Below are 25,597 nucleotides of genomic sequence, written 5' to 3'. Positions count from 1 at the left end.
CTCTAGGAAGATGTAAAACCGAGGAAGGCGCCCAGGTTCGAGACTGGATGCTGCTCGGCACCTCCATGGGCGGAGCCCGTCCGAAAGCTGTCGTCGAAGATGACCACGGATTCTGGATCGCAAAGTTCAATCGTCCGGACGACCGCTGGAACAACACTCGCGTCGAACGCGCGATGCTCGAGTTGGCCAAGGTTTGCAGCGAAGGACGTTCTTCTCGTCAAGCGCTTTGATCGCACGTAGACGGGCAAGGGATATTTGCGTTCGCGGATGATCAGCGGGCTAACCGGTTTGCGAGCTGATGAAGCCGTCGAGATGCGCGATCGCTGGTCCTATGTGTTGATGGCGGAAGAGATGCGCCGGGTCACGGAGGAGCCGGGAAAGGATGCGAAAGAACTTTTTCGACGCATGACGTTCAATGCACTGATTTCCAACGTCGACGATCAGCCGGCCGCGTGCATCACTACGGACGCGACCGACTTCGTTCAAGGAGTGCAATGAGCTCGGCCATTATGGCTTTCCTTTCTTGGCTTTCGCCACAATGGCATCCAGATCGACGGCGGACTTCGGGGCGGCGTGGCCCGAGGAGAGATTGCTGTCTGCATCGAGCTTGATGCCGAGAGCATCAAGGACGCGAAGGATGAGCCCGAGTTCTGCGCGCTGGTGGCCATGCTCGACTTCGATGATCCATTGGCGACTGACACCAACCTGTTTAGCTAGCGTCGACTGATCGAGCTTGAGGCGCTTGCGCCGGTCGCGGATGACGGCGCCAAGATCGGCTGCGGTACGTGTGAGCATGGAACATCCAAATGTCAGCGATCGCTTACATTACCGTGTCGCCGTTCGCTGACAATCGGAAATGTCAGCGTTTGACAACATTTTAGAATGTCGCCGATCGACGACATCTGCGCCGGGATGTCCAATCATTTGAGACGCCGACAGCGGCTTAGTTTGGCATTGACCAAGCAAGCGGCGACCCCGCTCGACCGCAGCTGGGTTTTTTCCGCTTTTGGTTTTCCGACCGTTGCCAGGGACCTCGCCCGTTGAGAATCGACTTGGGGAGTTAAGTTGGGTTATGTGAACGTTTCGGTTGATCCATTGGTCACTTATGTCCTCTTCGGCCCTTTTTTGGATAGTTTCTTCGGAACCATTCGAACCGTGTTGACATTGTGTACACGAATGCAATATAACGCTTCATAAGAAGTGAGGAGTAACCGCAATGGAAGCAGCACTACAGCGCCCTGCGGCGCGAGTAAGGTCGCGCCGCGTCCGGAGCGAAACCAATATCCACATTCGCGCTACCGCACAGGTAAAGCACTTGATCGATACCGCTGCAGTGGCGGTGGGCAAGACGCTTAGCGAATTCATGCTGGATAGTGCGCGGCAACATGCCATCGATGTGCTTTTGGACCAAAGGTTATTTGTCCTTGATCCAGAGAAGCACGATGCCTTCTTGAATGCACTTGATAACCCGCCTCCGGCCGGGACCAAGTTGAAGGCACTGATGAAGCGTAAGCCGCTTTGGCAGAAGTAATCGAACATCCGAGGAAGCGTGCGGGCATAACCTCCCCCACGCTTCTCAAGCCGACGCATGACTTTAGCCGCTTTGATTGCGGTAATGAAGCCCTGACCGATTGGTTGAAGAATCGCGCCCTCGACAGCGAGGGCAAGACTGCTCGCACCTATGTTGTTTGCGAGGGCAATTCGGTCGTAGGCTACTACTGCATCGCCTCTGGAAGTGTTGAGAGGGCTGCAATTCCCAAGCCGCCCATAAAAAGGCACGGACTCCCAAATCCCGTACCTGTAGCCATTATAGGCCGCTTGGCGCGAGATCTTACCTACAAGGGCAAGGGGCTCGGCCAAGACCTGCTTCAACATGCCCTCCACCAAATCGTTCACGCATCTGAAACGATCGGTATTCGCGCCATCCTGGTACACGCGATCGATGAGAAGGCTGCCGCTTTTTGGAAAGAAGCGGAATTCATAGAAAGTCCGATTGGGTCCCGAACATTTTTCCTCCCTATCGAAACTGCCATCGACGCACTCTAATGGCGTCACAATCCAACTGCCCCAGTACCGAATGGCCGAGCCGCTCCTGGACCACCTTAGGCGCCGCAATTCAAGCCCGCCATCAACCTTGCGGTTTATATATCAGCTCGCAAAGAAGTGCCGAAAGAGAGTGAAGCCCGGATATTTTGCGGCGTCCATGGCCTTCTCGTTGGAGCCTTACCTAACTTGGTGATACCGGCGGCGATTTGCACCGGTCACAGGGCCCCGTTTGACCATGTAATCGCGGGTGACGATCTCGACGTCCTTCACCGGACTGGAAACACCGATCCGAGATCGGGCTTGGGACATTGCAGCCTCCATTCACGCAACGCATTGAATGCGATCGGCGGCAATGGGACGAACGCTCCTCCGAGCCTGATTTCGGGCGGCCGAGCTGATTGTATTCGTCGGCGCGCTCATGAACATGAAACTTACGCTTGGTGAAATCGACATTGACCCCTGCCTGCCCCACAATTCCGACGCGGAAAGGCCAGTGAAGATCACGGTCTGGGAAATTGAGCCTTGGCTGGAGTTGCTGCCGTTCACGGCGGCCGGAATCCGTGCGACGGTTTGGCGAAGGTCAACCTCAGACGCCCCATCTCAAACGCGCAGAAACAGTTAGGCCGACAAAGGGATCACGCCTTCATTGCGAAGTCGCCAGCGCTTAACACCCATGATGGCCTTTGGCTCCGGTACCATTGCCTCGTTTCGAGTGTTGCGCACCGGCCTTTACGAGCAGTGGACACTATCGAGCTATGTGGGCACGCGCTTCTGGCTGTCGGCGATTTGGCTACGTCTTTGCCTTGCGGCGGACGCTGGCGCGATGCCGGATCTCGACGAAACCATTCGGCTCCTTTTTGGAAACGATCTGGCGTAGGATTTCCAGAAGCATGTCGATCACCTCGGATGCCACTCGCGTTGGCGGACGATCGGCAAGGTAAATGAGGTCCAGATCGCTTCTGATTTCGGGGGTGACAATGGGGCTGGCGCTCAAGACGCCAGTCTCGAGCTCGTATTTGACAGCGCCGAAGGGGAGGACAGCGGGAGCAAGGCCCTGTCGCACGAGGTCTTTCAGAAGGGTAACGGAATCGATCTCCAGCACCGTGGATACGGAGAGATTGAGGCCAGCGGCGCCCGCATCCAGCAAACTTCGGATCGGATTTTGAGCCGACGGAAGCAGCAGAGCATGTTCAAGGAGGCTCGCAAGGCCGACCGGATCGCCAGCGAACATCCCTGGTGGCCCGATGGCGAACAGCCGCTCGACGGCAAGGCACTCACTGACGAGGCGCGGGCTATCTGGCTGAAGGCCGTTGACTAATGCGACATCGATCGAGCCGGTCAGCACCCAGTTTTGCAAATAAGCGCTATATCCCTCAAGTAAGCGCGGACGAACGCGAGGCAGACGTTCGCGACAGGCCCTGATGAGCTCCGCTCCCGCCATGGCGATAACCGACGGCGTGGCTCCGATAATCACGTCGCCGGTCAGGTGTTTTCCTTCGGCCATGACCTCCTGACGAACAAGCTCCACGTCGCGCAGGATTTGGGATGCGCTTCGGTGCAGCATGAGGCCTGCTTCCGTCATCTGCATGCCTCTCCCGTCTCGGTCGAACAGCGGCGTTCGCAGTTCGTCTTCGAGAGCACTGATTGACCGGCTGATGGCAGGGCCTGCTACGCCGAGGTGAGCCGAAGCGCGGGCGATGCTCTTCAGATCCGCGACGAAAACGAAGTACCGAAGCTGTCGTAGGTCCATGGCTTATGAACGGGCGAATTGATACATAGCAAATGCCGTTCGGCTTGTGCGGACGGGACCGCGACAGCTCTGCAACCAACCGTCAAACCGAGCTTGCCGCATGAATTTTTGGCCCTCACATGTTAGCCACTCAGCTTATGCGAGCCTGGCAGAGCGCACCAGTAGACGTTGGTTTCTTCCTCGCCCATTCGCCAGCTAGCTTGGGCAAACGCATCGCAAGGGCGGCGGCTGCCGAGCTCTCCGGCATCGTAGGTATGAATGGGTCTGCGGGGCCTGAACGGCGATCTGCGAAAAGGACCGCGAGAACGTGCTTCGTTGAGCCGCAATCCGCAGGACCCCTTTCCGACCTTGACGCCTGGTGAGCAAGGATGGCAAGGCGCGTGCGGCGGCAACTCTTTCGACCGCGGCTCGTTCTCGCCCAGTGCAAGTTGGATATTCGGCAATGTCAGTCCGAGCGTCTCAAGCCTGAGGAGACTAAATCGCAGCTAGGCAGCAGGATAATCAACTAGTATTGTATGATACCAATTACCGAATTAGTACAAGGAATTACTGCGTGAAGGTTTCCAAAGTCCAGCGCGTACCGGCCAAGGCCGCACCGCTCCGGCAACAGGTCGCAAGCAATCTGCGCACCGCCATCATTGATGGCCGCTTTCAACCAGGCGAGCGGTTGAAGGAAGGCGAGCTGTGTGCATGGACCGGCGTCAGTAGGACTGCCGTCCGTGAAGCCCTGCGGCAACTGGAGGCCGAGGGCATCGTCGACAACATCCCCAATCAAGGACCCGTGGTGGCGCGGGTATCCCCCGACGAGGCGCGGCAACACTATGAAGTCAGGGGTATGCTGGAAGGGCTGACGGCAAGGACCGCCGCCGAGCGGATCTCTGAGCGCGAAATCAAGGACTTGCACCGGCTCAAACGAGATTTGGACCGCGCCTTCAAATCAGGTAGCGTTGCTAAGGTGCTCGAATGCAAGAATCAGCTCGACGAATTCCTGATGAGCGTTTCGGCCAACAGCGTCGTCAAGGGCTTCGTGAGCGTCATTCGCGCACGTCTCAGCTATCTTCGTCCCATTGTTCTGTCGCAGCCCGAACGCCTGAAGGAAAACGCTGTCGAGGTCCATGCGATAATCGACGCGATCATCACACGGAAGCCGCAGGCGGCGTGGCAGGCTGCCGTCAATCACGTCAACATGGGCGCGAGAGCAACCCTCAAGGTGCTGGAGCAGCTGGAGGTGGCGGCGGAACACCAGGCCGCGCTGGACGCGGAAGCCGCGCTTCGGGCGAAACGTCCGCGGGGACGGCCGCGCCGTGACGCGGCACCAAATAATCCGGTCGGTAGGGTGACGATGTAAAAACCGGTCCGCGCGATGGTCTATCTGCTATCCACCCTCGGCCTGGAGACCGTTGTCTCGAACCACCTGCCCCCAAATATGCGCCTGCTCCGCGTAAAAGTTGCGCATGTAGTCCGGATCGCTCGCAGCGACCGTCAGCCCCATCGCGTTGATCCGTCCCGTCACGCTGGCGTCCTTCAGAACCGCGCGCATCTCTGTATTGAAACGCGCGATGATCTGTTTGGGCGTCTTCCCGGGCGCATACAGTCCCCACCAAGGCGTCGCGACGAGATCGGGAAACCCGCTTTCGGCGAGCGTCGGTACGTCGGGAAGGGTCGGGTGGCGTGTTGCGCCGGTCTGAGCGAGAGGGCGCAGCAACTTGGCGTCGATCTGGCTGTTGAGCACCGTGGTCGCTGCGATGATCAGGTCAATATGTCCCGCAATCGCGTCGTTCACCGCGGGGGCTGCTCCCTTATAGGCAACGTGGCTCCACTGCGCGCCGGAGCGTTTGGCAAGCAGCAGCATCGTGAGATGGCCAAGACTCGCCGTTCCAGCCGACGCAAATGCGAAGCCGCCCTGCTTGGCTTTCGACGCAGCGATCAACTCAGCCAAAGTCTGGTAAGGGCGTGACGGCTGACAGGCAATGATGTTCGGCGCCGTACCGACCAGCATGACCGGATCCAGATCTGTCTCGGAATTATATGGCAGGCTCGGCTGCGTCACCGGGGTGGTCGCGTGAGTATCGAATACGAACAGCCACGTGCGGCCATCTGGCGGTGACTTCGCCACTGCCGCCGCGCCGATGCTGCCCGCTGCGCCCGGACGGTTTTCGATGATGATCGTCGTTCCCAGTCTCTGCTGCAAACCCGGCTGAACCAGACGGGCGATAGCGTCCAGCGTTCCGCCGGCAGGAAACGGGATGATGAACTTCATCTGACCCGCAGGCCAGTCCTCTGCCCTGGCAACAAAGGGGGTGGCGAGTGCGCCGGCGAGCACGGCACGTCGTGTCAGTTGTCCCATGTGTTTCTCCCGAGGTGATGATCGAGAACAAGACTTCGGACCAACAGTTCGGGGGGGGGCCCAGGACGGCATGCAAGCGTCGCCGGCCCCGCCCATTCTCCTTATCGCTGCGCAAACGTTGCGATCGGCCCTGCAACAGGTTTTCCGCGGTGCCAGACCGCCGAGATCTTGTGGACGTTGGCTATGTCGGCCGATGGATCGGCGTCGAGCACGACGAGATCGGCGAGCTTGCCAGCTAGCAGGACACCGCGGTCATCCAGCTTGAGCAGCTTCGCCGCGCCGCTGGTCGCGATGGTCAGCGCCTGCATCGGCGTGAGGCCGGCTTCAACCATGAGATCGAGCTCACGATGTTCGGCAATGCCGGGGAAACGCAGGCCCACGCCGGAATCGGATCCGAACCCGATGCCGATACCTGCCTTGTAAAGCGTCATCAGGTTCTTCTGGTTCATCGCCAGCGCCTTGCGGGCGCGCTCGGAAGCTGGTGCGTCATGGACCTTCTGCTGCCAAGCCGGATCCTCCAATTGCGTCTTCACGGCGGGATCCAGTGCCCGGTTCACGAACGGATCCGCCGAGACCTGCGGCTTGTCGGCAAAAATGAAATTTGAATCGTCGAGCGCCAAGGTGGGAACGTACCAGGCGGCATTCTTCTTCATCAATTCGATCGTCGGCGGATCGATCTCTTTGTCACGGATGCCGTGCGCCAGAATGTCAGCGCCGGCCTTCAGGGCGGCCTGAGCATCTTCGAGGTCGTTGATGTGGAAGGCGACCCGAAGCGCGTTCTTGTGGGCCTCGTCGACGGCGGCGGTATAGACCTCCGGCTTCACTTTGACTGGCAGCAGCTTGCCGAAGTCGTCAAGCCAGATCTTGATCAGGTCGGTCTTGCGTCCCGCCATCTCCCTCACCGCTTCGCGCGCTGCGTCGGGCGTATCCGGGCGATAGATCTGGTTCGGGCCGACGGGAACGATCGCCACGGGCGGTGCTCCCATCGCAACCCCAATGCCGCGGTCGGCGCCAAAGATGTCGGCCCCTGGCGCCTTGCCGGCATGTAGATCCGCTCGCAGATCGTAGAATTCAGGTGCGTTCAGGCCCAGCGACGTGATCGTGGTGACGCCATAGGCCTCCCACTGTCGAAGTTGGGACAAGATGTAGTCGCGATTATAGTTGTCCGGACTCGCCTTGAGGCCCCTGACGATACCCACATGGGAATGATCCGAGATCATGCCGGGGATGATGGACTTGCCCTTGAGGTCAACGACATCGGCATCGGATGGCACCGGCACCGCCGTTACGGACCCAACGGCCGCGATGCGTCCGTCGCGAATGACCAAGACGGAATCGGGAAGCGGCTTTCCACCCGCTCCGTCGATCAGAGTGGCTCCCTTCAGGACGACTGACTTTGTTTGCGCCTGTCCCGGCATGCCCGATAGACACAGGCCCGCGATGGCCAAGATGACGACCGATGCGGCTCTCATGCGGCGCTCCTCCCTGTTTCCTCGTTCCCCACGGGTTGGTCCCAGGGGCCATTAAATCTTATAGTACTATATTACGAGCAATTAGCAATTGATCCCGAGACGATGCGCCCTGGATCACCTAACTCAGCGATTTATCGCAGCACGAACGGATAGGGCTCGTCGCCGCTGCTCATCCAGACGGTCTTGGTCTGCATGTATTCGTTGATGGCCTCGATGCCGTTTTCGCGACCGAGACCGCTGCGCTTGTAACCGCCGAACGGGGCCATGTAGCTCACCGTGCGGTAGGTATTGACCCAGACCATGCCGGCCTTTAGCCGGTCAGCCATGACATGGGCGCGCTTCATGTTCTGCGTCCAGACGCCTGCGGCCAGACCAAAGAGGATGTCGTTGCCGATCTCGACGGCTTCCTCCTCATCGCGAAATGGGATCACGGACAGGATCGGGCCGAACACCTCCTCCTGCGCGATCCTCATGCTGTTCTTGACGCCGGTGAAGACCGTGGGCTCGACGAAGAGACCCTTGCCGCATTCCGGCCGATGGGCACGATCGCCTCCGAGTGCCAGATGCGCGCCATCCTTCTTGCCGATCTCCATATAGGCGAGGACCTTGTCGAACTGCGGCCGGTTGGCGACCGGCCCGACCTGTGTTTCGTTCTGCATTGGATCGCCCATCTTGATCGTGGCCGCCGCCTTCAGGAGCTTTTCGACGAAGGCGTCGTGGACAGATTCCTGTACCAGCATTCGCGAACCGGCGATGCACGCCTGCCCGACGGCCGCGAAGATTCCGGCAATGGCGCCGTTGACCGCATTGTCGAGATTGGCGTCGTCGAACACGATATTGGGCGACTTGCCGCCCAGCTCCAGGCTGACGCGTTTCAGGCCGCGCGCAGCGCCCTTGTAGATCTTCTGGCCGGTGGCATCGGAGCCGGTGAACGCGACCTTGGCGACCTGAGGATGCTCGACCAGCGCCGGCCCGACCTCATTGCCAAAGCCGGTAACCACGTTGATGACCCCAGGGGGGGAGCCCGCCTCCTCCACCAGCGCCATCATCTCGAGGAGCGATGCGGAGGTGAATTCCGAGGGCTTGAGCACCACGGTATTTCCGGCCGCCAGCGCCGGCGCAAGCTTCCAGGCGACCAGCATCAACGGCGAATTCCAGGGGATGATACCGACGACGACGCCGACCGGCTCGTGCTTGGTGTAGGTGAACATGTTGGGCTTGTCGATCGGGATGACCGAGCCCTGAATCTTGTCCGCGAGGCCGCCGAAGTAATAGTACCATTGCGGAATGTAATTGAGCTGCCCTCGCATCTCGCTGATCAGCTTGCCGTTGTCCCTCACTTCGATCTCGGCGAGCCGCTCTGCATTCGCCGCGATCAGGTCCCCCAGCTTGCGCATCAGCGCGCCGCGCTGCGTTGCATTCAGCTTGGGCCACGGCCCCACATTCATCGCCCGATGCGCCGCCTGGACTGCGCGCGCGGCATCCTCGGCATTGCCGCGCGGGATCAACGCCCATGGCTCGGCGGTGTAGGGATTCATGGTCTCGAACCACTCGCCCGAGGCCGGATCCTCCCACTTTCCACCGATATACATCTGGTACTTCTTCACGGAACGCCTCCCTGCAGCATAAATATCTGGAATCATAATATCGTATTATTGGCTTTTAGTGAGGTCAAGCTATTGCTTACTACGCGCCCTGAGGGAGGTTTGACAAAATATCTTTTGCAATAATACGGTATGACATACTTTATTGACGTTGCAGGTCGACGAACCCGCGCGGGGAGGACTAGAATGACAAACAACGTGGCCACCGACATCACCGCTGCGCTAAAGCATGCCGGTGTCGAGAACTTCTTCCTCCTCACCGGCGGCGACCAGCCGTTGTGGATCGCGCTTCGCGATGCCGGAATTCGAATGGTGGTCGCACGCAGCGAGGCCAGCGCGGTCTACATGGCGGACGGTTATGCCCGCGCCAGCGGCCGCGTCGCGCCGGCCTATGGGCAGGCCGGGCCCGGCGCCGCCAACGTCGCGGCCGCACTGGCAGATGCCGTCTGGGCCCAATCGCCGGTATTCGCGCTGACAGGAGCGACCGCGACGCAAGCCCTGCACATGAACGAGTATCAGGACCTCGACCAACATGTCATTTTCCAGCCCGTCACGAAGTGGAACGGTGCCGTCGCCGCTCCTGAGATGACTGGGAGTCTCGTCTCGCAGGCGCTTCACATCGCGGCGACACCGACATGCGGACCCACCCATCTCGACGTGCCGAAGAATTTCTTCGCGCTGCCCGGGGACCCGCAAACCGCGAACCGGCTAGAACGTTCCTACTCAAATGCCGCCAGCAAGGTGCGTGCGCTCGGCACCGAGGTTGCTACGGCGCTCGACCTCCTCAAGCGCGCGGAGCGCCCGGTTCTGTTTGTCGGCGAGGGCGTGCGGCTTGCCGGCGCGTGGGCCGAACTGGCACTGCTGTCGGACCTTGCGGGCATCCCGATCGTCGCCACGGCTGGCGGCAAGCCGGCCATTCTGACGTCACACCCGAATTTCTGCGGCATCGTCGGACGCTATTCCTCGGTGAGCGCCAACAAGCTCGTGGCAGAGGCCGATTGCGCCCTCGCTCTCGGGACCCGATTGGGCGGACTGGCAACCAACGGCTACACTTTGCCGAGCCGCAAGGCGACCGTGATCCAGATCGACCATGATCCGGCTTCCCTCATTAACACCTACGCGCCACGCCTCGGTGTCCGCGCCGACATCAAGATCTTCCTCACCGACCTACTTGACCTCGTTAAACAGCAGAATTTGCGGACATCGTCCGCCTGGCTGGACCGCTGCCGCCGCGATACTGATAAATGGACAGCTAATCACCGCGAACAACTCGCTGCGTCAGGTGGCAACACGGCCCTCTCCCCGCTTTCGGTGCTCGACGAGCTCTCCCGCTATGGCAGCGAGATCACGCTGGTCGCAGACACAGGTTACATGGCTGCCTGGACCGGCGTGCTGTTCCCGACGCTGCGTTACGACGCCTTCTTCCGCGCAGTCGGATCGCTCGGCTGGGCGCTCCCCGCCTCGCTCGGCGTCCAGATCGCGCGATCGGAGAAGGTGGTATGCATTACCGGCGACGGCGGCGCCGGCTATCACCTGGCTGATGTCGAGACGGCGGTTCGCTACAGGCTGCCGGTCGTGATCATCGTCATGAACAACAGCGCGCTCGCCTTCGAATATCACGAGAAATATCGCTGGAAGGGAAATGTGGTTGCGGAAGCGAACGATTTCGGGCGCGTCGACTTCGCCGCGGCCGGAATCGCGCTGGGTGCAAGGGGCGCACGCGCCACCAATCGCGAGGAATTTGTGGCAGCCATGGCGGTCGCAATGAAGGCATCCAATCCGTTCGTGATCGACGTCGTCATCGACAAGGAAGCCTTTCCGCCCGTCACCAATTTCGATGCCGTGATGGAACGGAAGCTCTAGATTGGCGGACGGCGCGCCGGAGGAGCGGGCACGCCGTCAGCGATCCAACCTACGACAATCAACAATCATAAAGAACCAGGGTGGAACCATGAAGACCCGTCGAGCTATTGTTGGAGTTGCCGCGGTCGGCCTGTTGCCGCTGACCGCCCCCTCTGTCGTCCGAGCGCAAAAGGCCACGATCCGCTGGCGCCTGGCGTCCAGCTATCCCAAGAACCTCGACACCATTCACGGTATCGCCGTTCGCCTTGCCAAGCACGTCGAGGAGATGACGGATGGCGGCTTCCAGATTCAGGTGTTCGGCCCCGGGGAAATCGTGCCAGGCCTGCAGGTACTCGATGCCGTGCAGAGCGAAACGGTCGAGATAGGACACACGGCATCGATCTACTACAGCGGCAAGAACAAGGCGTTTGCGATCGACACCGGGCTGCCGTTCGGAATGACGCCACGCCAGCATCTGTCGTGGATGTATCGCGGCGGCGGGCTCGAACTGTTCAGGGAGTTCTTCAAGTCCTACGGCGTCGTGAACTTTCCCGGCGGCAGCACGGGCGTGCAGATGGGCGGTTGGTTTCGCCGCGAGGTCAATACGCTCAATGATCTGAAGGGCCTCAAGATGCGCATCCCCGGCATTGCGGGCGACGTGGTCGCACGCCTCGGCGTCGTTCCTCAGAACATTGCCGGCGGCGACACCTATGCTGCACTAGAAAGAGGCACGATTGACGCGGTCGAATGGGTCGGCCCCTACGATGACGAGAAGCTGGGCTTCAACAAAGTCGCAAAATATTACTATTACCCGGGCTGGTGGGATTGCACGGGGCAGTTGGCCTTCTATGTAGGAGCGAAGGCTTGGTCGGCCTTGCCTGCTCATTATCAGCGGGCATTCGAGGTGGCCGCCGCGGAGGCCTCCTGGGACATGCTGTCGCATTACGACGCCAGCAACATGGCGCCGCTGCGTCGGCTGATCGCAAACGGCACCGAGCTCAGGCCATTCTCGCGCGAGATCATGGAGGGCGGCTATCGCGCGGCATTCTCGCTCTACGCCGAAGAGACGGAGAAGAATGCCGAGTTTCGCAAGATCTACAGCGAATGGCTGAAGTTTCGTGAGGACATCGTGACCTGGTTCAGGGTCGCAGAAGCGAGCTTCGAATCCAATCTGTATAGCTTGTACAAGACGTGACCGGATCGGTCTCTAGGGCTCGGGGGCCCGCGCTTCGCATCGGCAACTCAGGCGACTTCCAGCAGCCGCGTTCAAACGATGCCCAAGAAGTTTCGTGCTGGCTATCCTTCTTGGACTGGCTGCGGCCGAATATGGATCGTGAGGGTCTTACCGCGCACGCTCCGTCATCCCCTCGAACTGTGTGCGGTAACACAACTCTGGGCCCTGACGCGATATATATAGTGCTACGCCGCAGAGTTCTTACTCGGCAACGACGCCCAGTAACGAATTCAGCACGAACACAGGACAGCCCGAGCCGGCGCATGCGGAGTAGGTTGGTGCCGCCGGAAGGCGATGCAATCATGTTGGACGGATTGGGACCGCCAAAACCGCTCGGCGCCGGGGCGGCAACTCCGGCAGACCTTGTCACCCGCCCATGGGACTGACTTTCCGCATTTTATAGCCAAATTGCCGGGCTGGCTCCACGTGAATACGCAAGCAAGGCGTAACTTAAGAAGGCACGGCAATGATCTGCTCGCTGTGAATTTCGCTATTCCGAGCGAAGGAATTGAGCAGAAGGCGCGCAAGACCGGTGGCTCGTGCGCCGAACCCGAGCAGATCAGAACCGACGTCGACCGCCACGCCGCCGAACCGAGAGTCTACAGATGCATCCTAGCTGCGCCGCGAAAAGCGACGGCTAGCACCATTCGCACATGATCGAAGAAGGCCTGGTCGGAACCTCGAAAAGTGGGATTAAGGTGCCGTTCCGGGCCGCCATTGAATGGCTAGCCATTGAGCTTGGCTGAGTTGTGCAGGCGTGAGATTATTGGCTACCGCGTCTCTTGTTCGAAGGTAATACGGGCGCCGTAGCTGAGGAGCGTGGGCGGCAGCCAAATTCAGCCACATGTACGCAAGAACGCCATCCTGCGCAACGCCATGCCCCTTATCGTAGGAGAGGCCGAACAAATATTGGCCTGTCGGATCACCGCATGCGGCTGCCGTGTGGTAATACGCCGCGGCTATCTCGTAGGACTGCGGGACATTGAAGCCATGTTCGTGCCTGAAGCCCAAGACAGCTGCGGCTCGAGCGGACCGGCATGCTTCAATCGCACCGCCCGCCGCCGAAACATGTCGCCGCGCGAATGAGCGCCCGTTTTCGGAGAGTTCGGCGCCGAACACGTTGCCGATAGTCCACAGTGTGAGGAACAAAGTTCCGATCAGGGGGCGTGCATTCTTCATAGATGTTCCCGAGTCGATTTGCAATCTGCAACGATCATTCGAACCTCACCAGACCTTCCATATCAGCCATGTGACCCAAATGGCTGGCGCGAAGAACAGACCGAACGGCAGCCGGGTGATGGCTTGGATGCTGTCGCGACGGAGAAGCGCCGCAATTCCGCAGGCGATTAAAGCTGATCCGGCCGCGACCTCGATTGCGATTGGAATCAGATTCCAATCGAGCCAGACTCCAGCAACGCCGGCGAGTTTGACGTCCCCCAACCCGATGCCGTCGCGCAGACGGACGGACCTGTAGGCGATGCGCAATAGCCAGAACATCGCGGCTAATGCCGCTCCGCGCGATGCTGCCGTCGCGAGCGTCGGCACCATCCAGTCTGGAGGTTGCACGAACACGTTTGCCAATCCGAGTACAAGCGCCAGGATGGTCAGTTCGTCTGGTATTACGAAGAGTCGCGCATCTATAACGGCGATTGCGATGGCAACGGCGGAGAATGCCGCCCCGAGGAGGCCTGCGGAGCTCGGATCCGCTGCGACGCTCGTCGCCATGCAGACGGCGCAGAGGACGAATGCCGCCGTGACCGTGACGTGGGTCGGTGCTCGGAACGTGAGAAACTTTTGCGAGCAACGCGAGAGGCGTTCCGGCATTTTCCTCGTTGCTCCTTCATTGAAGTAGTGGCGGTTGTCTTCCCCTGGAAGGAAGGGACTCGACCGTTCCGCGCAGCTTTGCCCGAAACTCCTCGGCGACGTAGTGGGCGGCAATGCTGTCCCGAATGACTTGCGGACGGATGAAGATAATGAGCTCGGTCCGGGTCGTCGTCTTGTTCTGGTGCGACAGGAGGTCGCCAATTTTCGGTATCTCGTCGAGAACCGGAATCCCACCACGATCGACTTCAGTGTTTTCCTGAATGAGGCCTGCCAAGAGTACGGTTTGCCCGTTCGGCACGGCGACAGAGCTCTTCACTTTGCGTTGCGAGACGGTCGGCGTGAGCGAGTTCGCGGTCGCGTTCGTCGCCTGACTGATTTCTTGCTCGATATCGAGGCGCACGTTGCCGTCGGGACTAACCCGAGGAATGACGCGCAAGATAATGCCGGTGTTGCGATAGTCGATTGAGTTGATGATCGTGTTGTTGGTGCCGGTCGCCGAATTGAGAACGTTGCCGGTGCCGGTCGATACCGGGATCTCGTTCCCAACGAGTAGTGTGCCGACCTGATTGTCGATCACAACCAGCGAAGGGTTCGATAATATCTTGACATCTGTCACCGCGTGCAGCGCATCTATGATCATGTTGGGCTGCGCCTCAGGGCCGACGAGGAAATTAAAGCCTGGGAAGGCGCGGTTAAGGAAAGCGGATGCGACGCCATTGAGGACGCTCGACTGCTGTCCTGGGGGGGAGCTTGGGACGTTCAGGGCGGAGCCTCGATCGGGAGCCATACCGAGGTTTTTGCTTTGGATGAAAAATTGAACCCCGTAGCTCAGATTGTTGTTGAGCGTAACTTCAGCGATGGTCGCATCGATCGCGACTTGAGCCTGCGGTTGGTCGAGCTGGCGTATGGTCTGTTCGACGGTCCGGTAATTCTGAGCGTTCGCATAGATAAGCAGGGAGTTCGTGGAAACGTCGGCTGCGATGCGAATCCCCTCCATCACGGGCCTGCCGCTAAGGCCAGCGCTCTGTAGCTCCGAGCCGCCAGTGTCGTTCCCTGTTCGCGATCCGCCCCCGAGTGCGCCTCCGCCGAAATCAGTATTGCCTTTTGTGCTTGTGGAGGAGCTGGAAGTCGTTGAGATGGCTGGTAGTCGGTCGGCATTGGACGATGTCCTCACCAAACCGCTCCCAGGCGCGACCTGTCCCGCCGCGCTGTCGGTTGCATTTGAGCTGCCTCCGCCGAAGATTTCGCCGAGCACTTTCGCGAGCTGCCGGGCGTCGCCGTACTTGACCCGGCGGACATGTACAACAACACGGGCAGGATCTGATGCGTCGAGTCGGCCAATCCAAGTCTGGACCGTTCGCAGGAGCTGCGGCTTGGAGGTTACCGCCAAAATCGCGTTGCGGCGCTCCATTACCTGAAACTTGACAAGATCGTGCCCAACGTCGCCTTCCTTTGAATTCAAGATTTTTTCGAGTTCTGTCAGGACAGGCTCAGGAGCGCTGTTCTGGAGTGGAAAGATACCGACTGACTGCCCCCGCATCCAATCAACGTCGAAACCAACAGCCGTATCGACGACCGTGCGACGCTCGGGCCCTGTGCCCTGAACCAGCAGCATGTTGCGAGCCTTATCCACGCGAACCGCACCGGGCTTCGTAGCAAAACTATCCAGGAGCTGCATCAGCGTCCCGGCCGATATGTATTGAAGCGGCACGACAGAGACGCCAAATCCCGGCTCCACGTTTGCAGGCTGCGAATCAAGACTGCCGGCTGCGAGTGCCTCTGTCTGTGGGACAATTCGATAAGCGGCGCCGTCGCGGACGAGCGCGACTCCTGCCAATCGGAGCGCACTCTCGAACACGAACAGCAAGTCCTGCTTCGGAACCGGCCTTCCCGACGCAATATTGATATTGCCCTGAGCACGCGGGTCGATTGTGTAGCTCGTCTTCAGGATGTCGCCGAGTACAGTTTTTGCAACCGACGCAATCGTGGCGTTTTCGAAATTCAGTTCATACCCGGGACCGGTGCCGGTACTCGTCGCCGGGGCCACGATTGCCTGCATAGAAGAGACCGGCTCGGCCGAAAAGAGTTGGGCGCGACCTGGCCGGACAGTGCCTTGCAGATCGGCTTCTGCGGTGCGTTCCGGAAATCGGGGAAGCAGATCCTGATTACGAACCTCATCCATTACGTCAGGTTTGGTGTGAGTGTCCTGCCACGTGAGTGGCGCGCCGCATCCCGTCAGAGCCCCCGCGGCAACTAGGGCAATTGTCTTCTTCAGCTTCGCGCCACATCGCAAACGGTGCAGGCGTGTCAACATAGCGCGTAGCCTCTCACTCTCTCGCGTCTTCATTACAAATGCGAGCAGATCGTCGAGCGCGTGAACCGCGCGGCGCCCAATCTTCTCAATGATTGACGTTACTCCTTATGTTGTTGTCGCAACGGCTAAGCCGCATGCAACAATATCGCTGCACCGACACTTTCGTTTCGCCCGTGACAATTCTGCAAAGCAATGTCTCCGCGCGCGAAATCGCTCATAAGACAGCTTGTTCAGCGTCGAGCGGCGACTTCATTCGGTTGAGCAAGGCTGTAATTGCCTCTAACTTAGACATCGCACCGAAACCTTGTTTGAGTATTGCGCATCCCAACCGACCGGTTGAACGTTGGGATTGAGATAAGCATCGCCGAGAAGTTCCCGTTGAGCGGCGGCATCGCCTGGCCGTGCGACGACGAGCGCGCAGTCTTTGGGTGCCTTCGTCATGATGACGGCGTCTCCTTCTTGGAAATCGAACTCGATCTCGTCTGTTTCATCGAAGAGCTCGAGCGTGAAATTGCTGTTGCTCACGGGCTGCTTGAAGTTGAGAGCCATATGCAATGTTAGCACCGATCCATCCCACTCGAGCCATGAATCGGATGCGCCATCGAATGGCTGCTTGGTGCCATTGACGCGCGCGAACGTATAGAAGTCAGACGCGCGCAGCGAATTAACCGTCGCCCTGGCCAGCGGATCAAGCTGGTCACGCCCGAGGTGTGGGGCGCTTTCGTTGAGGCCGCTACTTCGCAATGCCGTCACCGACGTTTCCCTATCGTAGGTCCAAGATACGCGGACGCCGCTGATAGAGCCATTTCCATCAAAGATAACCGCATCATGCATGTGAACCAATATATCCGGATGAGCGTCGACGTGCCTTGCGTGGATGCACACACACAGCGTTGCGACGATTACGAACCAAATCAGAGAGCGTTTCATTGCATCATTTCAGTTGCATCCGGCGCGCGGATCGTGGAAGGGCGCGACGGCTCCTCTTTTCGAGCAGCCGTCGGCGCGGTGGTCACGGCTTCCCGTGGTCGTCGTGGTGGTCGTCTGGATCAGAACCGCAATAATGCTTGATGGCGGGCAGCTTCTTTGGATTGTCCCAGCGCGGGTCCCGAATGTCGTAGACGATGGGCTTTGCGTAATCTTCGGGATCAACGAGCCATCGTGTGTCTGGCCATTGATCGAGTGTCAGGCCGAGGCGCTTAATTTGATCCAGGTATCCGCCGTAAACGGCGGGCGAGATGGATTCCTTGAAGGTCGACCCGGTGGTCAGATGCAACGGAATGAAGATCTTCGGGTTCAGCGATTGAATATACGCGAAGGGATCACGATAAGAATTGTTATCGAAATTGGCTGTCGCAATCGTACCGGCATCCACATCGGTGGCCGGTAAACTCTTCAGGATGTTCGTGATACGCTGGCCGTCAGCTGGCGTGCCGTTGGGCCACCCGCTTCCCAATCCTTCTTTGAGTGCTCCCGACGAGTTATACCAAGCAAAGGTGAAGTGACGACCTTCGCGCAACACAAAATCGAAAAACAGCGGAATAGGGCCACCCGGACCACCACTGCCGCTGGTAGCAATGTTGATCTGCCCAGGCAGCGTCCCACTTTTCCCGGGCGCAAGCGGCGTTCCGGCCGGAAACAGCCCCGGATCGCGCGGGTCAACCGCATAATAAACGGACGGATTAGGTGCCCGCGGCCAGGTCGGGTCGACCGGGACTGCAACCGAGTGCAAGTGTCGGAAGGCGATTACGCAGGCGTCCGGTTCCAGGAAGTCCAGTTTGACAATTTGGGTGCCGGGAACCGAACCGGTCGTCGTGACCGTGTTGCAGGAGATCGACGCCTTGTGAGGAAACGCCGTAGCCGGATTACCTTGAATCGCCGGGTCGGCCTGCTCGCGCGCGAAATCGGCTTGCAGGGCAACGCAGGTTTCCGCGGTGGCGTAGAGTTTCGCGCCGGTCATCGCAGCGATGTAGGCCGCGTTGTCCGCGTGATCGAAGTGACCATGCCCGATTAGAAGGCCTTCTGGTTTGAGAGCAACCAAATCGCCGATAACGAAGGGCGTGCGGCCCGGCGAAACTTCGAGCCGAGTGACGTAAGTGTCCAAAAGCAAAACGTGGCCGGCAATGGAAGCCGCCAGAGTTGAATTCGAGAGCCACGACAAGATGACCTTGTCGGGACTGACCCGCCCGGACTCGGGATCGACGTTCTCGTCGCCGAAAAATTTCTGACGCGCTGCGATCAAGTCGCCATTGTTTGCGTGAGCCGTGGTCGACAACGCCGAACCTGCCATGAGCGTCGCGGCCAAAGCCAAGGCACACTTGGTTGGGATTGAGTTCCTGCGTAACATATAAAGGTTCCTCTTTCGGTTGTTCAATCGTTAGAGTGAAGGTCGCCATCTCGAAAAGCCTCGCTCGTGTTTCCGAGTAGATAGGCGACAGATCGGATCGGGCCATTGATGTTTGAAAGTCCCCCGCCAGCCGCGCCAAACGAAAAGCGGTTCATAAGGCGCTTTCTCGCGATGCTAGGGACTGAATGACGGACATCAATATCTGAGGTGTGTTGTCGAGCGACACGAAGTGTTGCTTGTCAAGATGAATTGCCTCTGTGCGCTGCAACGTAGGGTCTGCGGCATTGCACGCAATGGCACGAGCGGCTACGAGATCGTCGTGTCGGTGTACCTGAAGGCGACCCATCGCAGCGCGGCACACTTGGCGGTTGCGATTGATCCGCTAACATAATCGCATTTACCCTTAACGCTTCGCAGGATGCCGTATTGAAGCGGTGCTGGCTTCCACAGGCGCCGGATCTGCGGTCGTGCCGGGCAAGGCGAGAGCCAGAACCTTGATGTTCTCGCCGTTCGAAAGCGTGGCTTCACGCGCTCCGATGTCGCGCAACGTCCATCCTGATTGAACTTCATCCTGCCGCAACTTCACCGTCTCGCCAGTCGCGCGATTCACAAAGACGGCGATGCTGTCGGCGCCCCCAGTTATCGTGCCCACGAGTTCAAATGGCGGAAGCTCAGGCTCGAGCGGCTTGGGAGCCGCGACGACAACGGGGATAGTGGGCGCGTTCGGCGGCGGCAGAGACGGAGGGCGGCGTGACGGAGAGAATAGCGGGCGCTCTTGCGTTTTATTGAGCTGCGCAAGGGGGACTTTGGCAATGGGATTATGCTCCGATCGGGTAGCCTCGAATGGCTCCTTCGCAAGCAGGTACTCCATTGTGGGCGACACTGGCGGATTCAGGCCAGTAGCCGTTGAAGTCTGACTCGCCTCGGCAGGCCGCCTCCCCGATTCGACTGCCAAGATCAGGAAGGCCAGCGCGAGAGCTTGAATCGTGAGGGGGCACTTCATTTGACACTCCGCCACCATCCGGAGACGACAATTGCGACGCGCACCTTCGTCGCGGCGTGTCTTGTCGACGACTCGGGTACCTGTATGACCAATTGATCGATGAACAGGAAGGGCGATCCCGCCTCCAGCTCGTAAAGGAGGCCTTGAAGGGCCGGCTGCTCGATCTCGAGATCGACAGAGACTCTGACGATCCCGTGTTGTGCTCCTGCGTCCTGCAGATCGACCTGCGACGATAAGATGTTGCTTCCCATCCGCGTCGCTTCTGCAGAAACGTGCTGCAGCACCACGGCGGCCGCGACTGTGACCGTGGGACCTTCGACAACTGGTGGACTCACAGCGAGCGCCCCGTCGTTCGTGCTGCGGGCCGCCCGCTGTTGTGACTGCAACCTGTCGAACATTTCGTTCGCGTTCGCCAGCGTACGATGCTGTTCCGCCAGGTCCAACGCCGTCCAGCCCGTGATCAGCAATAGAAATCCCGTCATTGCCGCGTAACAAATTGTGGCAACGAACGGAATGGCGCTGACGTAGCGTCTAATGCGGTAGGTCTGGTTCATGGATAGCGGCGAATGCGGGGTTGATTTGAGCCTCGACGTGGAATTGCTCTTTGGTTGCTCCTTCAGACCGTGTGGTTGGAGCGAAGAAGATCGCGTGTGAAAACTGGGGCGACTGCTCGATCAGGCGGATGAGCGATGCGGCGTCGCTCGTAAGGCCCGCTATCTGTAGTTTCGCGTGATCGATACGCAGCTCCGTTAGGAACGTGTTGTCTGGCAGTAGATCCGACAGCGCCTCAATCGCCATTACGGGCGAAGGAGTGTTGCGCTTCTGTTGTTCGAGCTCTCGCAAAGCGGATTCGGCAACAACATTCTGCGACGCTCTTGTGAGCACCGATATCTTTCGAGAGAGTTCTTCCCGTCTCAGGGCCAAACCGTCCGAAATGAGCGCTGAAATGCAAAGCGACGAAGTGGCAGCAAAGCCGCTTAACAGCAGAACTACCATCAGGCACGTACGAACACGACGGAAATCGGTCGGTCCGTGTATTTGTGTCTCAACGATCCTAATTGGCACGTTCGAACGTGACGTGGAGACCAGGATTGACCAAGTCCCAAGCGATCCGATAGCATCGAGCAAGGGCGTTAGCTTAGCGCGAGGCGTGGCAGCGATTGTCAGCTGAATGCGGTCGCCAGTCTCGTCAGGTGAAGCACTCCAACCATAGACCGCTTCTTGCACATCCCACGGGGTTAGTCGGTCGATTTGGGACCTCACGACACCCGCCGCATATTCGGCAGCGCGCCTCGGCAAATCCAGCGGGCGAAACAGAAATCGCGCCGGGTGAAGGACAAGTTCAAGCTGACTTCCAGTCAGAGCTAACTTCCATGCTGGAGGGATTGGGCTAGCAACCGCTCCCTCCAGGACCGCGAGCGCGTGGTCAGGCGCTTTCGCGTTTTTGGGGTCGGTCACGAGATGAAGGGTGAATTGATCCTTCTCGAATTCCACCATCCGAACCTGCGAGCGTCGGCGCAAGCCGTTCGAGAGCGATGAAACTTCGGACGCCACGGCTTGTACCCACGAAGCGAGGCCTGCCGCTATCGAATTAAACAGGATCATGGCGGGTTCGCCGTTGCCATGCCCTGACGACAGTCACCGCGCAAACTGTCATCCCAGGCAAGGATATGAAAAGGATCGTCCGGACCCTGTAGCAAGATGACCGCTTCCGCACAGCTATTCCATCCCCCTGCGCCCCCTATTTTTATGTCCAGCCGGAACGCGTCACTTGCATCGGCGGTCGCGGCGGTTTGATCTGAACCGAGCAGTCGGACTAGAGCGTCCTTACTGGGAGCCACGAGCTGCCGTTGGCCAAGAAAACCATTCAGACGATCTAGGGTCATGCCAGGCAAAGCCGCAACAAGCTCGGGCGGCGCGTCGAAGACGTTAATATCGGCCCTGCCGCTGTAAACGGTCACCAGAGGCAACATTCGTTCTATGATGACCTGCGGCAGACCTTGAACTAACCATAACTCTCCTACATGTGCGAAGGGAGCGCCTCGCGGTCCATAGCCGCGGCCGGCGGCGCGGTAAAGCTGCGCTTCATTAGCGCGATCGGATGGTCTTAAGCGCTCTCGCCAACCAACAATCCGCGCAGCAAAACGCGGGGCATCCTCCTCCGATGCGCCGATCGCTATGAAGAAACTCGATAGTAGTTCGCGCGGGGCCTGATTGAGATCGAGCCGGGCCGCTTCGGAAACGAATCTGACCGATGCGTTGGCTTGGCCTAGCCGGAAGCTGAAGTGGCCATGCGTAGGTCGATCGCGCTGGTCTGCCACAGCAAGGCGTTGGGTCGCGAGATTAAGGCTGGCTGACACCAATTGATCGGCTTGCAGACGGCGCTCGATCACCGAACTCGACCAGGAAGAACTGCCTATGTAAATCGAATAGATGGACGCAAGTGTCGCGAGTGCAATCAACATCCAGAGGACCGCAATGAGGATAAAGCCCTCCCGCCCCCCAGATAAGTGTCCTTCCTGCGGATTGCAAAATATCATTGTGGCCTCAGGTCCGACGGCTCTCGAGAGAGTCCGCTGCGGGAGCCGTATCGGGACTAGTGTCGGGCTCTCCCGTGCAATCCGTGCTCTTTCCGCTGATGCATAGTGCAGGCGCGTCAACATGAATAAGCGTCGTGGTCGAGATTACCCTCGCCTCCCCAAGGGTGTGATCTTGGACCGTGAGGCGGATGGCGGCCGGCAAGTGGCCGACATTCAGCCAGTTCGCCTTCCACACGCCGCCGGGTCCCGCATAGGCGAACTCGGCCCGATAGGGCGATCGCAGCAGGACGACGGGATTACCAAAGCCAGACGGGTCAATCGCACCTTCAAACAAGACGAAGGGCCTCGAAGAGCGTATGAGGACGAGACCAGTAGGGTCCTTGATTGTTTCGATTTTAACGATCTCGAGGCCCGACTTGGCGTTGGGGCTTGTAACCGTGCGCACAAAAGTGACAGATCCTTCTGTGCCGTTGAACAGCGGCTTTTTGCTTCCGCCGTTGGCGGAAATGAACTGCGATGCCGCAAGATCGGCGGTTAAACGGTCAAGGGCGATGCCAATAAGCTCGGCGCGTTGCGCGCGCGCCAGGCCACGATCCCAGCTGGGTAGCCAATGCGTCGCGATTGTGCTTAGACAAAAAACAACAATCCCCATAAGTACGATCGCCGCGAGAGCTTCGAACAGCGTGAACCCCGCGATACTCGCGCGGTGCAAGGCTTGGGAGAGGTGATCCCGGGCTATCACTGCGACCTCCGGCCCAGACGCGCAGTTTCCAGGGCGAAGCTCGTACCTGCTGAAGATTTAACCTGGATCCGGACCCGTTTCGGCACCCATTGCTGCTTGTCGGACGCTGTCCTGAGCAAGGGCGATATATCGACGCGCCAGACAATGCCGTTGAGTTCACCCGACGTTACGCCCGTGGTTGCGTCGCCGCGCGGCGGCAATGCTGCCGCCAGAGTGCGCGCCGTCTCCACCAAGACCATGCGATCATCAATCCTCCGCGCGCCTTTTATGCTGGTCGACATGAGCGAGCCGATCGCCGCCAGCATGGCGGTGGCGATCGCGAGAGCGGCCAATGCCTCGACGATCGTAAACCCCGCGACGCTGCGGGAGGCATTACACAGCCGGAACGCGCACAATCTCGATTCCCCCCGTAAGCCAATTCACACGAACTTCGTAGACAGTATTCAGACGCGAGAGTCTAAGCGTGCCACCGCACGAGAACCCGCTCGGGAAAAAACTTATGGTCGAAAGGGCGGGTCGTCCTTCGCAATCCCGTGGCAATAGTGCGTCCAGCGTCACATCGTCCGGTACCACGAGAACGCTGCCGTTCGAACCTGATTGCAGGCGCCGGGTGCTCGCGTCGATTCTGGTCAGCACGCGCATCCCGCTCTTAACTGCCGCGTTCCGGTCGATCTTCAATAGGGACGCGATTTCGAGTGCCGATGCCTCGAGCCGCGGCCGCGACGTTCCAGGCGAAAGCCGTGGCAGAAGGATACCGACCAGCATTGCGACGATGGACAACACGCAGACCATCTCAAGCAAAGTAAATCCGTTTTGTGCTTCCGGGCTATTTCTCATTGCTGTTTGACGAGATATCGGCGGCAGAATCCGCACCGCCCTCATGCCCGTCAGCCCCGTAGGACATGATCTCAAACTTGGCGTTCCCACTGGGCGACCGGTAAACATAGGGCCTACCCCACGGGTCGTTCGGTAGGCTATTTCCATCGATGTAGGGACCGTGCCATCCGGCCATCGAAGCTGCGGGTTTTACCAGGGCGTTAAGGCCTTCCGAAGATGACGGATAGCGTCCCGTGTCGAGAAACATGAGATCGAGCGAACTGGCGAGGCTGCGGATTTGTATCTTGGCCGTCTTGACCTTGGACTCAGCGAGATAGTTCAACACGCGGGGGCCGATCAGTCCCATGATCAGCCCGATGATCGTAATGACGACCAGCATCTCGACCAAGGTGAATCCATTCTCGCCCGCTGCGAACGACCGCCGCCGCCAGGCCATTGCGCGGGATGAGATAAGCGTCATTTGCGCTCGCTGTTTTGAGATCACGATACGAGTTGAGTGATAGACAGCAGGGCCGTCATAATGGAAACGATGAGACCGCCGACAACCACGCTAATGCCGATCACGGCCGCCGGTCCGATAACGGCGAGGAGCCGGTCAAGACTCCTCTGTAGCTTGGCTTCGTAGAACTCCGCGATGCGCCCGGCGAGTATTGGCAGCTGGCCGGTTTCTTCGCCAATGCGGATCATGCGGATCGCCATCATGGGCAAGACCGTTGACTGGGAAAGGGCGTCAGAAAGCTTCGCGCCGTGTCGTACTTGATCAGCCGCGGTTGTCCAGGCGGGAACATCGCCCGAAAAGGACATGATATCGACGAGGATGCGCAGGGTGGTGGTCAAAGGTACCTGACTGCCAGCAAGGATGCCGAGATTGCGGCAGAACACCGCAGTTTGGTAGGCCCGAAAAATCGAACTGGGGCCCGGCAATCGCATCAGTGTTGCGAGCAGCCGGAACCGGATCACGGGCCGGCGGAGGACGGCATAGGCTGCAAAGATGGCGGCCCCTGCGACTCCAAGAATCGCCAGACCGTTGGAGCGCGTCCATTCAGAAACGCCAAGCACCGTGACAATCAGCGAGTCCTGCTTGGCGCCGAAATCGCGCAACACAGCTCCGAACTGTGGCAGTACCACGAGAACAAAAAATGCCAGCACGCAGGATGCAGCGAGCAACACGAATGCAGGATATTGCAGCGCATCAGTAATTCTTCGGCGCAAGGCCTCCGTGCGCGCGCGCTCGCTTGCCAGCATATCGAGAAGGTGGCCGAGCTTCCCGGACGTTTCGCCGACTTGCACGAGCGCCGCATAGATAGGCGGAAAGCAACTCGGATATTTGCCGACGGCTTCAGCGAAGCTTTCGCCCGCAAGCACTGCGACGCGGAGTTTACTCACAATCGGGCGCAGGCGGCCGATGTCGTCATCTGAGCACAACAACTCCAGTGCATCGTCAAGCCTCGCGCCCGCCTTGAGCAGCAAAGAAAGATCACGTGTAAAGATGGTCACGTCTTCGGCGCGTGGTCGCCCAAGAAAACCAGCAGCGATATGAGCGACCGCAACCTTAGTGTCCTGAGCGACTGTTTCGATCGGAACGAGACCGAGATACTCGATACGCGCGAAAACTTCCTTCGCGGTGGACGCGGAGATCATACCGTTTACGAGCTCACCGCTCTGGGTCATAGCTAGATAGCGAAAGGTTTGCAT

At 59.2% G+C, this 25,597-nt stretch carries 26 protein-coding genes; 7 read left to right on the top strand and 19 right to left on the bottom strand.

Going from position 1 to position 25,597, the window contains the following annotated elements:
• The first annotated feature begins 47 nt into the window (after positions 1-47).
• Positions 48-230 (top strand): hypothetical protein, encoded by a 183-nt coding sequence (locus tag X268_RS39905; RefSeq protein WP_188637394.1) that lies wholly within the window; start codon positions 48-50, stop codon positions 228-230.
• A 37-nt stretch (positions 231-267) separates the two neighbouring features.
• Positions 268-498 carry a hypothetical protein gene (locus tag X268_RS39900; RefSeq protein ID WP_188637393.1) on the top strand — a complete coding sequence of 77 codons (231 nt, stop codon included), beginning with the start codon at positions 268-270 and terminating at the stop codon, positions 496-498.
• A 9-nt stretch (positions 499-507) separates the two neighbouring features.
• Here X268_RS39900 and X268_RS38850 read toward each other — a convergent pair whose 3' ends face one another.
• Positions 508-795 (bottom strand): type II toxin-antitoxin system Y4mF family antitoxin, encoded by a 288-nt coding sequence (locus X268_RS38850; RefSeq protein ID WP_128930087.1) that lies wholly within the window; start codon positions 793-795, stop codon positions 508-510.
• A 421-nt stretch (positions 796-1,216) separates the two neighbouring features.
• On the opposite strand from X268_RS38850, the gene X268_RS38845 reads away from it, so the two are divergent.
• Positions 1,217-1,531 (top strand): type II toxin-antitoxin system TacA family antitoxin, encoded by a 315-nt coding sequence (locus X268_RS38845; RefSeq protein ID WP_128930086.1) that lies wholly within the window; start codon positions 1,217-1,219, stop codon positions 1,529-1,531.
• Positions 1,519-2,046, top strand: coding sequence for a GNAT family N-acetyltransferase (locus X268_RS38840; RefSeq protein ID WP_128930085.1), 528 nt, complete (start codon positions 1,519-1,521; stop codon positions 2,044-2,046). Before X268_RS38845 ends, X268_RS38840 begins: the two co-directional genes overlap by 13 nt.
• 790 nt (positions 2,047-2,836) lie before the next feature.
• Here X268_RS38840 and X268_RS38835 read toward each other — a convergent pair.
• A complete protein-coding gene (locus X268_RS38835; RefSeq protein WP_128930084.1) occupies positions 2,837-3,796 on the bottom strand; it encodes a LysR family transcriptional regulator in 960 nt (319 codons plus the stop codon).
• A 553-nt stretch (positions 3,797-4,349) separates the two neighbouring features.
• Between X268_RS38835 and X268_RS38830 the strand changes: the two genes are divergently transcribed.
• Positions 4,350-5,144 carry a GntR family transcriptional regulator gene (locus X268_RS38830; RefSeq protein WP_128930083.1) on the top strand — a complete coding sequence of 265 codons (795 nt, stop codon included), beginning with the start codon at positions 4,350-4,352 and terminating at the stop codon, positions 5,142-5,144.
• A 27-nt stretch (positions 5,145-5,171) separates the two neighbouring features.
• Here the strand turns inward: X268_RS38830 and X268_RS38825 are convergent, their stop codons facing one another.
• From X268_RS38825 to X268_RS38815, 3 genes are all read right to left on the bottom strand, one after another.
• Positions 5,172-6,143 (bottom strand): Bug family tripartite tricarboxylate transporter substrate binding protein, encoded by a 972-nt coding sequence (locus tag X268_RS38825; protein ID WP_164938231.1) that lies wholly within the window; start codon positions 6,141-6,143, stop codon positions 5,172-5,174.
• 101 nt (positions 6,144-6,244) lie between these two features.
• Positions 6,245-7,615 carry an amidohydrolase family protein gene (locus X268_RS38820; RefSeq protein WP_128930081.1) on the bottom strand — a complete coding sequence of 457 codons (1,371 nt, stop codon included), beginning with the start codon at positions 7,613-7,615 and terminating at the stop codon, positions 6,245-6,247.
• Between the two features lie 131 nt (positions 7,616-7,746).
• Positions 7,747-9,222: an aldehyde dehydrogenase gene (locus tag X268_RS38815; protein WP_128930080.1), complete on the bottom strand. Its 1,476-nt coding sequence runs from the start codon at positions 9,220-9,222 to the stop codon at positions 7,747-7,749.
• A 183-nt stretch (positions 9,223-9,405) separates the two neighbouring features.
• On the opposite strand from X268_RS38815, the gene X268_RS38810 reads away from it, so the two are divergent.
• A complete protein-coding gene (locus X268_RS38810; RefSeq protein WP_164933594.1) occupies positions 9,406-11,082 on the top strand; it encodes a thiamine pyrophosphate-binding protein in 1,677 nt (558 codons plus the stop codon).
• An 88-nt stretch (positions 11,083-11,170) separates the two neighbouring features.
• Positions 11,171-12,256: a TRAP transporter substrate-binding protein gene (locus tag X268_RS38805; protein WP_128930203.1), complete on the top strand. Its 1,086-nt coding sequence runs from the start codon at positions 11,171-11,173 to the stop codon at positions 12,254-12,256.
• Between the two features lie 732 nt (positions 12,257-12,988).
• Here X268_RS38805 and X268_RS38795 read toward each other — a convergent pair.
• The 14 genes from X268_RS38795 to X268_RS38730 form a co-directional block, all read right to left on the bottom strand.
• Entirely contained in the window at positions 12,989-13,474 is a 486-nt protein-coding gene (locus X268_RS38795) for an SEL1-like repeat protein (protein ID WP_128930077.1), read from the bottom strand.
• Between the two features lie 45 nt (positions 13,475-13,519).
• Positions 13,520-14,119, bottom strand: coding sequence for a prepilin peptidase (locus X268_RS38790; protein ID WP_128930076.1), 600 nt, complete (start codon positions 14,117-14,119; stop codon positions 13,520-13,522).
• 16 nt (positions 14,120-14,135) lie between these two features.
• Positions 14,136-16,433 (bottom strand): type II secretion system secretin GspD, encoded by a 2,298-nt coding sequence (gene gspD, locus X268_RS38785; protein ID WP_128930075.1) that lies wholly within the window; start codon positions 16,431-16,433, stop codon positions 14,136-14,138.
• Between the two features lie 279 nt (positions 16,434-16,712).
• The gene (locus tag X268_RS38780) at positions 16,713-17,363 is read right to left on the bottom strand and encodes a DUF1007 family protein (RefSeq protein ID WP_128930074.1); all 651 of its coding nucleotides are present in this window, start codon (positions 17,361-17,363) and stop codon (positions 16,713-16,715) included.
• Between the two features lie 82 nt (positions 17,364-17,445).
• On the bottom strand, positions 17,446-18,744 hold the full coding sequence (locus X268_RS38775) for an MBL fold metallo-hydrolase (protein WP_128930073.1): 1,299 nt from the start codon (positions 18,742-18,744) through the stop codon (positions 17,446-17,448).
• A 439-nt stretch (positions 18,745-19,183) separates the two neighbouring features.
• Complete coding sequence (locus tag X268_RS38770; RefSeq protein ID WP_128930072.1) at positions 19,184-19,783, bottom strand: hypothetical protein; 600 nt, start codon at positions 19,781-19,783, stop codon at positions 19,184-19,186.
• Positions 19,780-20,337, bottom strand: coding sequence for a type II secretion system protein GspM (gspM, locus tag X268_RS38765; RefSeq protein WP_128930071.1), 558 nt, complete (start codon positions 20,335-20,337; stop codon positions 19,780-19,782). Before gspM ends, X268_RS38770 begins: the two co-directional genes overlap by 4 nt.
• Entirely contained in the window at positions 20,315-21,388 is a 1,074-nt protein-coding gene (locus X268_RS38760) for a PilN domain-containing protein (protein WP_128930070.1), read from the bottom strand. The genes gspM and X268_RS38760 overlap by 23 nt, the downstream gene beginning before the upstream one ends.
• The gene (locus tag X268_RS38755) at positions 21,385-22,248 is read right to left on the bottom strand and encodes a type II secretion system minor pseudopilin (RefSeq protein WP_164938230.1); all 864 of its coding nucleotides are present in this window, start codon (positions 22,246-22,248) and stop codon (positions 21,385-21,387) included. The genes X268_RS38760 and X268_RS38755 overlap by 4 nt, the downstream gene beginning before the upstream one ends.
• 82 nt (positions 22,249-22,330) lie before the next feature.
• On the bottom strand, positions 22,331-23,065 hold the full coding sequence (locus X268_RS38750) for a general secretion pathway protein GspJ (protein ID WP_128930068.1): 735 nt from the start codon (positions 23,063-23,065) through the stop codon (positions 22,331-22,333).
• Positions 23,062-23,460, bottom strand: a complete 399-nt coding sequence (locus X268_RS38745) for a general secretion pathway protein GspI (protein ID WP_128930067.1) — start codon at positions 23,458-23,460, stop codon at positions 23,062-23,064. Before X268_RS38745 ends, X268_RS38750 begins: the two co-directional genes overlap by 4 nt.
• Positions 23,438-23,902 (bottom strand): GspH/FimT family pseudopilin, encoded by a 465-nt coding sequence (locus tag X268_RS38740; RefSeq protein WP_128930066.1) that lies wholly within the window; start codon positions 23,900-23,902, stop codon positions 23,438-23,440. Before X268_RS38740 ends, X268_RS38745 begins: the two co-directional genes overlap by 23 nt.
• Complete coding sequence (gspG, locus tag X268_RS38735; RefSeq protein WP_128930065.1) at positions 23,892-24,362, bottom strand: type II secretion system major pseudopilin GspG; 471 nt, start codon at positions 24,360-24,362, stop codon at positions 23,892-23,894. Before gspG ends, X268_RS38740 begins: the two co-directional genes overlap by 11 nt.
• A 20-nt stretch (positions 24,363-24,382) precedes the next feature.
• Positions 24,383-25,597 (bottom strand): type II secretion system F family protein, encoded by a 1,215-nt coding sequence (locus X268_RS38730; protein WP_128930064.1) that lies wholly within the window; start codon positions 25,595-25,597, stop codon positions 24,383-24,385.

The organism is Bradyrhizobium guangxiense (assembly GCF_004114915.1).
Lineage (GTDB): Bacteria > Pseudomonadota > Alphaproteobacteria > Rhizobiales > Xanthobacteraceae > Bradyrhizobium > Bradyrhizobium guangxiense.
This window is presented reverse-complemented; position numbering and strand designations above follow the sequence as displayed.

What these genes read in the sequence shown, in the direction of transcription:
- X268_RS39905 (WP_188637394.1), top strand. Translation starts at nt 48, where the DNA reads ATGCTGCTCGGCACCTCCATGGGCGGAGCCCGTCCGAAAGCTGTCGTC.
- X268_RS39900 (WP_188637393.1), top strand. Translation starts at nt 268, where the DNA reads ATGATCAGCGGGCTAACCGGTTTGCGAGCTGATGAAGCCGTCGAGATG.
- X268_RS38850 (WP_128930087.1), bottom strand. Translation starts at nt 795, where the DNA reads ATGCTCACACGTACCGCAGCCGATCTTGGCGCCGTCATCCGCGACCGG.
- X268_RS38845 (WP_128930086.1), top strand. Translation starts at nt 1,217, where the DNA reads ATGGAAGCAGCACTACAGCGCCCTGCGGCGCGAGTAAGGTCGCGCCGC.
- X268_RS38835 (WP_128930084.1), bottom strand. Translation starts at nt 3,796, where the DNA reads ATGGACCTACGACAGCTTCGGTACTTCGTTTTCGTCGCGGATCTGAAG.
- X268_RS38825 (WP_164938231.1), bottom strand. Translation starts at nt 6,143, where the DNA reads ATGGGACAACTGACACGACGTGCCGTGCTCGCCGGCGCACTCGCCACC.
- X268_RS38820 (WP_128930081.1), bottom strand. Translation starts at nt 7,615, where the DNA reads ATGAGAGCCGCATCGGTCGTCATCTTGGCCATCGCGGGCCTGTGTCTA.
- X268_RS38810 (WP_164933594.1), top strand. Translation starts at nt 9,406, where the DNA reads ATGACAAACAACGTGGCCACCGACATCACCGCTGCGCTAAAGCATGCC.
- X268_RS38805 (WP_128930203.1), top strand. Translation starts at nt 11,171, where the DNA reads ATGAAGACCCGTCGAGCTATTGTTGGAGTTGCCGCGGTCGGCCTGTTG.
- X268_RS38795 (WP_128930077.1), bottom strand. Translation starts at nt 13,474, where the DNA reads ATGAAGAATGCACGCCCCCTGATCGGAACTTTGTTCCTCACACTGTGG.
- X268_RS38790 (WP_128930076.1), bottom strand. Translation starts at nt 14,119, where the DNA reads ATGCCGGAACGCCTCTCGCGTTGCTCGCAAAAGTTTCTCACGTTCCGA.
- gspD (WP_128930075.1), bottom strand. Translation starts at nt 16,433, where the DNA reads ATGTTGACACGCCTGCACCGTTTGCGATGTGGCGCGAAGCTGAAGAAG.
- X268_RS38780 (WP_128930074.1), bottom strand. Translation starts at nt 17,363, where the DNA reads ATGAAACGCTCTCTGATTTGGTTCGTAATCGTCGCAACGCTGTGTGTG.
- X268_RS38770 (WP_128930072.1), bottom strand. Translation starts at nt 19,783, where the DNA reads ATGAAGTGCCCCCTCACGATTCAAGCTCTCGCGCTGGCCTTCCTGATC.
- gspM (WP_128930071.1), bottom strand. Translation starts at nt 20,337, where the DNA reads ATGAACCAGACCTACCGCATTAGACGCTACGTCAGCGCCATTCCGTTC.
- X268_RS38760 (WP_128930070.1), bottom strand. Translation starts at nt 21,388, where the DNA reads ATGATCCTGTTTAATTCGATAGCGGCAGGCCTCGCTTCGTGGGTACAA.
- X268_RS38755 (WP_164938230.1), bottom strand. Translation starts at nt 22,248, where the DNA reads ATGTTGATTGCACTCGCGACACTTGCGTCCATCTATTCGATTTACATA.
- X268_RS38740 (WP_128930066.1), bottom strand. Translation starts at nt 23,902, where the DNA reads ATGAGAAATAGCCCGGAAGCACAAAACGGATTTACTTTGCTTGAGATG.
- gspG (WP_128930065.1), bottom strand. Translation starts at nt 24,362, where the DNA reads ATGACGCTTATCTCATCCCGCGCAATGGCCTGGCGGCGGCGGTCGTTC.
- X268_RS38730 (WP_128930064.1), bottom strand. Translation starts at nt 25,597, where the DNA reads ATGCAAACCTTTCGCTATCTAGCTATGACCCAGAGCGGTGAGCTCGTA.